Raw genomic sequence first — 12,321 nt, 5'->3', positions numbered from 1 at the left:
GAATAATTATAATGTAAGTTTAACAAAGCGTTTTCCGAACAACAAGGATATTGCTCTTATTCGAAGTAGTAAGATAATTAATCGAGTATTACATGTTTTCTACGCGCTAATAGGCAGCTCGGGGGAACTTTTTGCGCGGATATGGCCACGGGATGAGTTTGTATGGAAGAATCCCTGCTTTATTTGTGGAATTTCGGCTTGATTTTCGGGAAAAAGCAATTTGTTTGCGGAATATAAGAGTTTGTTTGCAGAATACGGGGATTTATTTGCGGAATATCAGAGTTTATTTGCAGAATACGAGGGTTTATTTGCAGAAAGCATTCGCCAATAAAAAAAGCGCAGCCGAGGCTGCGCTTTTTCCAACTTACATTCTTTTCTCGATTTCCTGCCATGCAGCGTCTTTGCCGAGGCCGGTTTCGGACGAGAAGACGATTAGTGGATCGTTTTTATCCATATCCAGCGTGTCGCGGACGATTTTCTTGTGCTTGTCCCATTTGCCTTTCGGAATTTTATCCGCTTTGGTCGCAATGATGATGCACGGAATATCGAAATGCTTCATGAAATTGTACATCGCCACATCGTCGCGGCTCGGTGCGTGGCGCAGATCGACGATTTGGATGACCGCTTTTAACGGCTCGCGGCCGGTGATATAGCGTTCGATCATTTTGCCCCATGCTTCGCGTTCCGTCTTCGCCACTTTGGCATAGCCATAGCCCGGCACATCGACGTAAAATAATTTTTCTTCTATTTTATAAAAGTTCAGCGTCTGCGTTTTTCCGGGTTTGGAAGAAATGCGCGCCATGCTTTTGCGTCCGATCATTTTGTTGATGAACGACGATTTTCCGACGTTCGAGCGGCCAGCAAGTGCAAATTCAGGCAAGCCATCTTCCGGGTATTGCTCGGGGCGGACAGCGCTTATGACAAGTTCTACGTTATGGACAATCATTGTGTTTCTCCTTCTATTGCGATTTCTAGTGCTTCATCCGCTTGCGAAACGAGTTTGAATGTCAACTCTTCACGGACCGTTTCCGGAATGTCTTCGATATCCCGTTCGTTATCGATCGGCAAAATGATCGTCGTCAACCCTGCACGGTGCGCACTGAGCGTTTTTTCTTTCACGCCGCCGATTGGCAAGACGCGTCCACGAAGCGTGATTTCACCGGTCATGCCGACTTCCCGGCGGATCGGGCGCTTCGTCAATGCCGAAACAAGCGCCGTCGCAATCGTAATCCCTGCGGATGGGCCGTCTTTTGGAACAGCGCCTTCTGGAACGTGGATATGGATATCTTGCGATTCATGGAAATTCGGATCGATGCCTAGCGACTCTGCTTTAGCACGAACAAACGACAACGCCGTCTGCGCCGATTCTTTCATGACGTCGCCCAGTTTCCCAGTCAACTGCAATTTCCCTGAACCTGGCGATAATGATACTTCAATTTGAAGCGTATCGCCGCCGACGGTTGTGTAGGCAAGGCCGGTTGCCACACCGACTTGGTTGACCGTTTCAGCCATGCCATAGCGGAATTTGCGCTTGCCAAGATATTCTTCCACTTGCTCTGAAGTCACCAATACGCTTTCCTGTTCACCGGAAACGATTTGTTTGGTCACTTTGCGGCAAATAGAAGCGATTTGGCGTTCTAGGCCGCGGACACCCGCTTCACGCGTGTAATAGCGGACAAGAGTTAATAACGCATCTTCATCAAAGTCCAATTGCTCGTCCGTTAAGCCGTGTTCTTTTATCTGCTTTGGAGCCAAATGATTTTTTGCGATTTTTTGTTTTTCGGCTTCGGTATAGCCGGCGATCGTAATCACTTCCATGCGGTCGCGGAGCGGTCCCGGAATGGTGCTTAAATCGTTCGCTGTGGCAATAAAAAGCACATTCGACAAGTCATAGGCTTCTTCGATGTAATGGTCGCTGAACGTGTTGTTTTGTTCCGGATCCAGCACTTCAAGCATCGCGGAAGACGGATCTCCGCGGAAATCATTCGACATTTTGTCAATTTCATCAAGCAAGAAGACGGGATTAACGGTTCCCGCTTTTTTCATTCCTTGAATGATGCGTCCTGGCATTGCGCCGATATACGTACGGCGATGGCCGCGGATTTCGGATTCGTCGCGCACCCCGCCAAGGGAAACACGGACGAAATTGCGGTCAAGCGATTCGGCGATGGATTTGGCAAGCGAGGTTTTCCCGACTCCTGGAGGCCCAACCAAGCAAAGAATCGGCCCTCTCAATGAATTGGTCATTTGCTGCACGGCCAAATATTCCAGTACGCGTTCTTTGACGCTTTCCAAGCCGTCGTGGTCGCGGTCGAGCACTTCTTCGGCATATTTGATGTCCAATCGGTCGTCAGTTGATTCCGACCAAGGAATCGTCACGAGCCATTCGATATATGTGCGGATGATGCCGCTTTCCGCTGACGCAGCAGGCAATTTTTCGTAGCGGTCCAATTCTTTTAACGCTGCTTTTTCGGTCGACTCGGGCATGCCCGCTTCTTCGATGCGTTTTTTCAAATCAACGACTTCGGCTGATTTGCCGTCTTTGTCGCCCAGTTCGGTTTGGATCGCTTTCATTTGCTCGCGCAAATAAAATTCCTTTTGCGTTTGCTCCATCGCTTTTTTGACGCGTTCGTTGATGCGTTTTTCCAAATCGATGACTTCTTGCTCGTTATGCAAACGCATCAACAGCATTTCCAGCCGCTGCGTCACGTTGAACGTTTCAAGCACTTCTTGTTTGCCAGCCAATTTCAACGGCAAATGAGAAGCGACCATATCCGCCAAGCGGCCTGGCTCTTCAATGTCAGCTACGGTGTTGAATGTTTCCGTCGTTACTTTTTTCGATGCTTTCGCATAGGTTTCAAAATGCTCGAGCAGCATGCGCATCAGCGCATCTTGTTCGGCGTCGCGTTCGGTATCGTCTGGGAACGAAGTCACTTCGACAACCGTGAAATTCTCATCTTCTTCGTAATTTTTCCACTGCCCGCGCTCCAAGCCTTCCACCAATACACGAATCGTGCCGTTTGGCAGTTTTAGCATTTGTTTCACGTAAGCCATTGTCCCGATTTTTTGCAAATCGTCTTTGCCGGGTTGTTCTGTGCTCATTTCTTTTTGCGTTGCCAAGAAAACGATATTGTCTTCCAGCAAAGCTTGTTCAAGCGCCGCAACCGACCGTTCACGGCCTACATCAATATGCAAGACCATAGTCGGAAATACGAGCAGCCCGCGCAACGGCAAAAGCGGCACGCGTTTGGATACTTTTTTCTTCGTCATTCAGGAAGACACCTCCGGGTAAAATTGCACTTCTGCTTTTTCATCAAAAAAAGCTGACTTCTGAACGCGCGGATGTGCACGATCAGAGTCAGCCCGTATCATCCATTTTCTCCCGCCTAAACGGTCAACTTCACTTTCTGAAAGCCGAGCTTCCATAAGTTTCAGTTTATGCGGATGTTTTCTCGTTATTGTCTCCAACGTATTCCGTACCATCTTTTAAGATGAGTTTTGGCAGTACGTTATCGGTTACAGTTTCTTTCGTAATGACGCATTCGACGATGTCTTCGCGAGATGGCAAGTCGAACATCACTTCAAGCATGATGTTTTCGATGATCGAACGAAGTCCGCGGGCACCAGTTTTGCGTTCAATTGCCAATTTCGCAATTTCCACCAATGCTGCGTCTTCGAATGACAATTCCACATCATCCAATTCCATCATTTTTTGGTATTGTTTGATCAACGCGTTTTTCGGTTCAGTCAAAATCTGAACGAGCGCGTTTTCATCCAATTGCTCAAGGCTCGCCAATACTGGCAAACGGCCGATAAATTCAGGGATCAAGCCGAATTTCAATAAATCCTCAGGGATCAATTGGCTAAGCAATGATTTTTCATCCAACTCTTCTTTGTTCGGATCTGCGCCGAAACCGATGATTTTATTGCCCAAACGGCGTTTGATGATTTGGTCAACGCCATCAAAAGCGCCGCCTACGATAAACAAGACGTTTGTCGTATCGATTTGAATAAATTCTTGGTGAGGATGCTTGCGTCCACCTTGTGGCGGCACACTTGCAGTCGTACCTTCCAAGATTTTAAGCAAGGCTTGCTGAACGCCTTCACCAGAAACATCGCGGGTAATCGACGGGTTCTCGGATTTACGGGCCACTTTATCGATTTCATCGATATAGATAATGCCTTTTTCCGCACGTTCCACATCGTAGTCCGCTGCCTGGATCAGTTTCAACAAGATGTTTTCAACGTCTTCGCCGACATAACCAGCTTCAGTTAGTGAAGTGGCATCTGCAATAGCGAACGGCACATTAAGAATGCGAGCCAAAGTCTGAGCCAGCAACGTTTTCCCGCTGCCTGTTGGTCCGATTAACACAATATTAGACTTCGACAACTCAACGTCGTCGATTTTGCTGTTTGAGTTCACGCGTTTATAGTGGTTGTAAACCGCAACAGCAAGCGATTTTTTCGCTTTTTCCTGTCCGATTACATATCCGTTGAGAATGTTTAAAATCTCTTTTGGCTTAGGCACTTCTTTAAATTCTACTTCTTCTTCTGTACCAAGCTCTTCTTCTACGATTTCCGTACAAAGCTCAATACATTCGTCACAAATATAAACACCTGGTCCTGCAACCAGTTTACGAACCTGCTCCTGTGGCTTGCCACAAAACGAACATTTTAAATGGTCTTTTTCGTCATTGAATTTGAACAATGTATTCACCCCTATTCAAGCCATTATCTTACAAGATTATATTAATTTGAGCAACTAATAAGATTCAAACTAGTTTCTTCAGTTATGTATGTGCGTCATTGTATTTAACGGTTCTCTTCTTATTGGAAGAAATCCTTAATTATCTTCTATGTAGAGTAAAACAAGGCACGTCTCCGCGCCTTGTTTTATTTAATCCTTATGTCGGTCGATTATTCAGCGTCTTCTGCGTTAGCAACTTCAGTCGTGATGTTGGCGTTTTCCACTAGGAATTCAACCGTGTTTTGCATGCGGATATCGTTTTCAAGCATTTCAGTACCGCCTAAAGCAGTTTTGATTGCTTCGATATCCATGTTGAATTGATCAGCCATTTTCTGAAGTTCTTTGTTGATGTCTTCGCTTGTTACTTCAATGTTCTCAGCAGCAGCGATTGCTTCAAGCGTCAACGAAATGCGGACGCGCGTTTCTGCATCGCCGTGCATTTGGCCGCGAAGAGCTTCTTCGTTTTGGCCAGAGAATTGATAGTAAAGATCAAGGTTCATGCCTTGTTGAGTCAAGCGCTGTTCGAAATCTTGCATCATGCGGTCCATTTCAGTGTGGATCATTGCATGCGGAAGATCGATTGTTGCGTTAGCCGCAGCTTTTTGCACTAGCTCATCGCGTAGTGTCGACTCAGAAGATGTCGCTTTTTCAGCAGCCAAGTTTTCTTTCATTTTTGTGCGAAGTTCTTCAAGAGTTGCAACTTCAGGATCGATTTCTTTTGCAAAATCGTCATCAAGTTCAGGAAGTTCTTTGCCTTTTACTTCGTTGATTTTCACTTTGAATGTTGCAGCTTTTCCTGCAAGTTCAGCAGCGTGGTATTCTTCTGGGAATGTTACTTCTACTTCTTTTTCTTCTCCAGATTTCGCGCCAACTAGTTGGTCTTCAAAGCCAGGGATGAACGAGTTAGATCCGATTTCCAAAGAATAATCGTTTCCTTGTCCGCCTTCGAACGCTTCGCCATCAACAAATCCTTCGAAGTCGATTACAGCAGTATCGCCTGCAACGATTGCTTCGTCTTCTTTGACAACAAGTTCAGCAAAACGGTCTTGGTTCTGTTTCAACGTTTCTTCGATTTCTTCATCCGTTACGTTTGTATCTTGTTTCGATACTTCAAGACCTTTGTATTCGCCAAGCTGAACTTCCGGTTTAACCGTTACTTTAGCTGTGAATACAAGCGGTTGGCCTTTTTCCAACGTTTCGATGTCGATTTCAGGACGGTCAACAGGGTTGAGGCCTGCTTCTTCAACTGCATTCGCATAAGCGTCTGGCAAGATGAAATCCAAAGCGTCTTGGTAAAGTGATTCGACGCCAAAGCGTTTTTCGAACATTTGGCGAGGCATTTTCCCTTTGCGGAAGCCAGGCACGTTAATTTCTTTTACAACTTTTTTGAAAGCTTTGTCTAGTCCTGCATTTACTTCTTCAGCAGACACTTCAACTGTTAATGTTCCAGTGTTACCTTCTTGCTTTTCCCATTTTGCTGACATATATAAGCCCTCCAAACATTTTCTACAGAGTCATACCACGTTTTCTACGGTTTTTGACAACTCCCATATTATATCACACATAGCGGTTTGTTCAACTATTTCTATCCATTGCGCCATTCAAACCATTGTTCGGCGGTAATTACCAGGTTCATTAAGTTTTCGTCGCCGGAAAATGATTCTTCTCCAGTGAACAATAAATCCAAATAACTCATATACGCTTCCGCTACTTCAACCGGTTCAAAGTCATCCCACTGAAACGGATACATCAAGTAGATGTGGCGTTCAAACAGCTCGAGAATCATATCCAAGCGAGTTGGATCTTTCGACAGTGCCTCTTCCATCAAGCTTTTGATTTCATCAAGCCGCTTGCTTTTGATCGGATCCGGAAGCGCGCCAATTGAAAACTCTGCTTCGTAGTTAAACTTCTCGACGCGGACCTTGCCTCTGACTTTTTCTTGGTGGAGCATAAACAATATGTATGTTTTAGTCAGCAAGTCTACATCCGGATGCTCGACAATTTTAATCAATGAGCTTTTCATCGCGTTATAGGAATCTATCGGCAAATCCATAATCAGCCGCTCTTGTTCTACCGGCGACAACGTCAAGAAATGATCCAGCGCAAAAAGCGAAGGTGCGGCTTTTTCAATGGAGGCGTTGGTCACGATGCGTTCATTTAAATCTCGAAGCTGCCGGAACTGCTCGAGCCGCTCCTCAGGCAGCACTTTTTCTTCTATTAAAATTTCAATCATTTGTTCCGCTTCCTGGTATTCGCGGACTTGCATGAGAATGCTTATGTATAATTCCATTGTTTCCAGGTAATGAATCGGCCCGACTTTCAATAGCTCTCGGCACACTTCCAAGGCTTCGTCGTAATCGCCGAGTTCAAACAAACTGTATGCATACGCTCCAAGCGCCGCCGCATTATCCGGTTCATAGGACAACACTTGATACAATTTATCTCTTGCTTCTTCGTATTGTTCGTTCTTTAAAAAATTCATGCCGTCTGTCAGCAGGCGAGTGATCGTAGTCGGGAACACAATCACATTGCCTTTACGCTTTAACTCCCGGTATTTTTTCCGCATCTGCCCACCCCATTTGTACTGATATCATATCACAACGACTTTTTGCGGGAAAATAAAAAAGTGTGAAACAGAAGATTCCTTCTTGAATAATAGAAGAAACACATTTTGCCAACTATAAAGCTTTCCAGATTCGTCCTTTTGTTGTATTAAGAAAAAAACGATCCACAGTAAAAACCGGAATCGTTTGGCCTATGCATTATTTCGTGGGAATTTCACAGCCATTTTCGTCGCAAACGACGCCATCTTGGCCGTGTAAAACCACGATTTCATCTTCAGCGATAATTTTCGTCAACGCCTCGACAAATACATCCGTCGGCTGTGCGCCGGTAAGGGCGTATTTTTTATTGATCAAGTAGAACGGAACTCCGGTTACGCCGTACTGGGCAGCTGTTTGTTCATCACTGCGCACTTCGTCAGCCAGGTCATCGCCCGCAAGCATTTTTTCAACTGCTGGACGGTCAAGCCCGACTTCTGCGGCTAATTCCGTCAATGTTTCGTGATCGCCAATATGTTTCGATTCGGTAAAATAAGCGCGCAAAATTCGCTCGGTCATTTCAGCCATCAAGCCGTGCGCTTTTGCAAATAAAGTCAAACGGTGTGCATCAAACGTATTGGTCAAGATCAAATTGTCCAACTGATAGTCAAGCCCGAGCTCTTTAGCCATCTGCACCATATTTGCCGTATTTGATTTTGCCTGCGCAAGCGTCATGCCGTATTTTTTTGCGAGCATTTCATACATGTTTTCTTTAATGTCCCGCTTCATTGTCGGGTCCAGTTCAAAGCTTCTATACGTCACTTCAATTGGATGGTCAATCTTCTGAATGGCGTCTTCCAGACGCCGTTTGCCAATATAGCAAAATGGTCAAGCAAAATCGGTCCACATTTCAATGTGCATCGGTATCCCTCCAGTTTCTCATGTCACTCTTAGATTAAGCGAAATTCTTGGATTTTTCACGTGATCTGTTTTGCAAACACACAAACTGAATAATGATTCTTCATTTTTTAAGGGCAATAACCGAAGACAAAAAGAAAAACTCCCGATCGGCTAAGATCAGGAGTTCCTTCTATAGTAATATTCCAAAATGTCCCAGGAGGGATTCGAACCCCCGACCGACTAAAAAATACAAAACGCAAACATCATTACTGACGCTTACATATAACTGTATTTTCTTAGTTGGGGAGATTAGAACAATTGTCGAACCATGACCGAAACTACTTTCTAAGGTTAATTATATAGGAAGAAAATGGGTTGTCAACGATTAATAAGGTGCTTCTTTACCAGTTTTAACGAACAATAAACCAAGCAATCCATCTTGCGAAAGGTCTTGTAAATTAACTGCTACGTCCATTCCATTAATCTTATAGACATTGTTGATTTTAAATTGTTCTCTATTCTTGGGATTATCTTGAACGTCTACAAAAAATGAAACGTCCATCATTGTAACAGCAAAAGCATCATTTAAACTACGTTCCCATTGCTTCATAGCGCCCTCAATATAATAAGGATCGGAATAAATATCTTCATAAATTGGTCTACCCATACCATCAGTACCGACTTTAACCCGTTCTATTAAATCACGTACTTCTATTGTTATATTGCAACTTGTCATAGTGGCACGATATTTATTCTGTCTAGGCGTTTTAACTTCCTCAGAAACAATATACATATGCCCTTTGTGTTCTACATAATCCCCACGTTTAATAGGTTCTAGCGTATTGATATGACGATTTTCTACTACTCCTAGATAAGCCATACCAATGATTGCCTGTCTAGGTTCACCATTGATAAGGACTATCTCAGAGAGAGATTTAAAAGTATCGTTTAACAGCGTGTAGTTATCTAATAGATTCATCTAATCTCTCCTTATCTAAATAGCATGAAAAAATCAGATTGGTTAGCATCTGTTCTCATACCACGAATTTTCTTTTCTAGTTGATCTATACGATCAGTTAAATTCTCATGAAATTCTGATACTGTCATATCGTCCATTTTCACATTACGCATCATTTCAGGATTATTAGCTACTGATTCTAATGTAGATAATGCCGTTTGATAGATAGCTTTCTTAGATGATGGAGATTGAGCGTTATATTCATCATGTGGATTTAAACCGTTCTCCTGTAGATAAATTATTAGTTCTTGTTGGGATAAGTCGATCCCCTTTGTTTCCATTTCTAAGCGTTGAATATTCTTCATTTTATCTTTCCTCTCTATTGTCGATATTGAAAGTTTCTACATTTATATTTTCTATATTGATTTGTTCCTTTCATGGTATAAATTCGGATAAAAGAAAACACTCTACAGTAGTAGCACTGTAGAGTGTTTTAAATTCTTCCATATAAAAGCTAAATTCCTTTTCCTTCTAGTATCCTTTTTAGTTTTTCATTTTCAACTTTTAGAGTTTCCACTTTAGAATTAAGTTCTGTCAATTTATCATCTGTCACATTTAACAAACTTCCATATTTATTAATCAGTTCAACAGAATCAATAGAAACTTTTTCAAAGGTAGCAATTTTAGCCCTGTTGGACTTTATGTTAAATATTATTAAAACAATACCTAAAGCTATAATGGTGTATGAGTCACTATGTTTCTTTAACAAGTCGAAGAGTTCAGGAAATACTAAAAAATATACTGGTAAAGCTGTAAAAGAAAACACCCCTAAAAACAAAAGCAATGAGTGTACCATTTTTAATTTCTTCATATTTTCATTAGCTATTTCAACAAAATCTGCATATACGAAAAAGAACCCTGCAAACGAAATACTAACAATGTATTCAACTGGAATTTTGTAAGCTATATTCATCAGTCCTATTAAAGAAAACGATATGCCTATAAAGAAAACTAAAAAATCATGATTAATTGAGTATCTAAATGTTTTAAGATTTTTTTCTTCCTGCAAACTAATCCCTCTCTCAGTGCATAATGACTTCTGAATAATTTTACCATTATTATCTATTTAGGTAACCTGTTTCATGTCGAATTAAATATAAAAAACACCCTCTTATTTTAGAGAGTGTTTAAATTAATTATTTTCGTTGAAAATTAATAGTGTGAGATTGAGCGATTAAAATTAAATTGTCATGGTTGTCGAGGATTCGTTCTTTTATCTCATAGTAAGTACCGGTGCAAAAAGTATTCATTTCATGAGAGGTATTTAGAACAATACTATTAACTGTCTCTAATTCTTTTCTTTCGAATTCCTCCGTTATATCTTTTGGACTGATTAAACTTTCATTTAAATCCACAATGAAAATTTTTCCACCACTTCTTTTCATTTGATTCCAATTTAATTTTTCTAAAAAGGATAAATCTTTTTCCATTTTTATACACACCTCCTATATATACAATACTATATAAGGTATATTAAAATCTCTAAAAAATTTTTAAAAAGCTATAAACTTTTATTCTATTTTAATTGGAAGTCATTTAATATAATTTGATCTCCACAGCTCTTACATGTGAAGCATAAATCGAAATCAGAAGTATCAGCATAAATGTTTTTAGTAATATCATTTACAAGAACCTCAGTAGTTCTTTCTATTGTAGAGGATTCAGTTAGATCAGTCAGGAAATCTTCATTAATATTATCTTTAATTTCATTATCCCAATCTACTCCAACGAGAAATTTATCTTCTATTGTATAAACGCCTACTTCATACATTTCATGTTCTGGTTTATATTCTGCTGCTTGATTACAAGCTTCACACATTACTATGATTTTCATTTCGCACCTTTTTCAGATGTTGGAATACTTACACCTTGTTTCTTTTCCTTCATAATAAAACGGTGATTGTTCAATTCATATACATCATCCATAATTTTTTCAAGAATTTTAATCATGTTATTAAGATTTACAAAATGAGGAATATCAATATCATGAAGTGCGTTATTACCAACTTTTTTTATTTCCAATAATATTAAAGCGTTGGGAAATAAAATATGACCTTTCTCATATAACCCAAAGATTCTTCCACCTAAACTATTTGTATGAATTTCATTATTGTTGTCGTCTAGTTTCCTAGTTTTATCTATCTCATATAAATAGCCATTCTTAATTTTCAGTTCAGAACAAATTCCTTCAATTAAAGCTCTCAATCCAAACGTGGCTAATATATAATGTTGATTATTAAAAGCTTCCACGATTTGTTTATATAGTTCCTTAATGTTTGCTGGTGCATAATGAAAATACTTAGCTTTAATTTCCTTAAAATTACTGAATGGATCATGGGGATCTTCTGCCTTTGGTTCTTCGGGATATACAGTGTATTCGTCATACCATACAGGTTGATTTTCTATAAATTGAACATTATCTTCATCTCCATATTTACGTACAAAAGCTACATAATCACACCCAGCACATTTCACTATATAAAAAGTAGCACGCCAATAGAAATCAGAACGTGGTTCAGCTTCTTCCTCATGACATAAAACAATATAGTGATTTCTTTTGCCCTCACAAAATGAACAATAAACTTGTCTATCCAATTTTTCTAATCTCTCTGTTTCTTTCTGCATAATACACCCCTCGTAAATAACTTTTATATTCACTTTACCATATAAAGGTTATTACGCTTGGTTACTGTTTAAAATTTTCTGTGTGTGAAAAATCGTATGTGGTGGGCGCACCTATTTTGAAGTTAAGGTAACGTGGTGAATAGAATTTGAATAGGAATTTCCTAACTTCCGATAACTTACCTTATGTCAACTTGATTATTCGCTCAATCCCTTGCGGCTCTAAGGTTTGCATATATCGACGTATTTAACGCTTCAAAATGGTTTGTATATATGCCTTTATTAATTCATTAACTTGTATATATCCCATGATTCTTATACATTCCATACATCTAACTCTAAAAGCTAAATTTCAATGAAAATCACGGTACTATAATAAGCATTATGTTACTTTAGACAATTTGACGTTGATATAGCAGCATCTTTGAACGTATAGCGATCATCATTAAAACTTTAAAAATAGAGCTACAATTTCCTCATAAACTCTATTTTTA

Annotated in this window: 12 protein-coding genes; all 12 read right to left on the bottom strand. The window is 40.6% G+C overall.

The genetic code is table 11. The features are described 5' to 3' along the window. Window positions 1-364: 364 nt before the first annotated feature. The 12 genes from yihA to ACRRQV_RS00950 all read right to left on the bottom strand — a co-directional run bounded on the left by yihA (window position 365) and on the right by ACRRQV_RS00950 (window position 11,830). Entirely contained in the window at window positions 365-946 is a 582-nt protein-coding gene (gene yihA / locus ACRRQV_RS01005; RefSeq protein WP_432526745.1) for a ribosome biogenesis GTP-binding protein YihA/YsxC, read from the bottom strand. After that, a complete protein-coding gene (gene lon / locus ACRRQV_RS01000) occupies window positions 943-3,270 on the bottom strand; it encodes an endopeptidase La (protein ID WP_432526743.1) in 2,328 nt (775 codons plus the stop codon). Before lon ends, yihA begins: the two co-directional genes overlap by 4 nt. A gap of 166 nt (window positions 3,271-3,436) precedes the next feature. Then, window positions 3,437-4,708 carry an ATP-dependent protease ATP-binding subunit ClpX gene (gene clpX, locus ACRRQV_RS00995; protein ID WP_432526741.1) on the bottom strand — a complete coding sequence of 424 codons (1,272 nt, stop codon included), beginning with the start codon at window positions 4,706-4,708 and terminating at the stop codon, window positions 3,437-3,439. A 209-nt stretch (window positions 4,709-4,917) separates the two neighbouring features. After that, on the bottom strand, window positions 4,918-6,231 hold the full coding sequence (gene tig / locus ACRRQV_RS00990; RefSeq protein ID WP_432526739.1) for a trigger factor: 1,314 nt from the start codon (window positions 6,229-6,231) through the stop codon (window positions 4,918-4,920). 101 nt (window positions 6,232-6,332) lie between these two features. After that, entirely contained in the window at window positions 6,333-7,313 is a 981-nt protein-coding gene (locus tag ACRRQV_RS00985; RefSeq protein WP_432526737.1) for a tetratricopeptide repeat protein, read from the bottom strand. A 196-nt stretch (window positions 7,314-7,509) separates the two neighbouring features. Further along, window positions 7,510-8,163 carry a DsbA family oxidoreductase gene (locus ACRRQV_RS00980; RefSeq protein WP_432527703.1) on the bottom strand — a complete coding sequence of 218 codons (654 nt, stop codon included), beginning with the start codon at window positions 8,161-8,163 and terminating at the stop codon, window positions 7,510-7,512. A gap of 409 nt (window positions 8,164-8,572) precedes the next feature. Further along, window positions 8,573-9,166 carry a hypothetical protein gene (locus ACRRQV_RS00975; RefSeq protein ID WP_432526735.1) on the bottom strand — a complete coding sequence of 198 codons (594 nt, stop codon included), beginning with the start codon at window positions 9,164-9,166 and terminating at the stop codon, window positions 8,573-8,575. Between the two features lie 11 nt (window positions 9,167-9,177). Continuing rightward, complete coding sequence (locus tag ACRRQV_RS00970) at window positions 9,178-9,510, bottom strand: hypothetical protein (protein WP_432526733.1); 333 nt, start codon at window positions 9,508-9,510, stop codon at window positions 9,178-9,180. A gap of 149 nt (window positions 9,511-9,659) precedes the next feature. Then, window positions 9,660-10,214, bottom strand: coding sequence for a hypothetical protein (locus ACRRQV_RS00965; protein WP_432526731.1), 555 nt, complete (start codon window positions 10,212-10,214; stop codon window positions 9,660-9,662). Between the two features lie 127 nt (window positions 10,215-10,341). Further along, window positions 10,342-10,635, bottom strand: a complete 294-nt coding sequence (locus ACRRQV_RS00960; RefSeq protein ID WP_432526729.1) for a hypothetical protein — start codon at window positions 10,633-10,635, stop codon at window positions 10,342-10,344. Between the two features lie 86 nt (window positions 10,636-10,721). After that, window positions 10,722-11,039, bottom strand: a complete 318-nt coding sequence (locus ACRRQV_RS00955) for a hypothetical protein (protein ID WP_432526727.1) — start codon at window positions 11,037-11,039, stop codon at window positions 10,722-10,724. Continuing rightward, entirely contained in the window at window positions 11,036-11,830 is a 795-nt protein-coding gene (locus tag ACRRQV_RS00950; protein WP_432526725.1) for a DUF4145 domain-containing protein, read from the bottom strand. The genes ACRRQV_RS00955 and ACRRQV_RS00950 overlap by 4 nt, the downstream gene beginning before the upstream one ends. Between the last annotated feature and the right edge of the window lie 491 nt (window positions 11,831-12,321).

Origin of the sequence: Planococcus sp. YIM B11945 (assembly GCF_050864155.1) — a bacterium.
Taxonomy (GTDB): Bacteria; Bacillota; Bacilli; order Bacillales_A; family Planococcaceae; genus Planococcus.
This window is presented reverse-complemented; position numbering and strand designations above follow the sequence as displayed.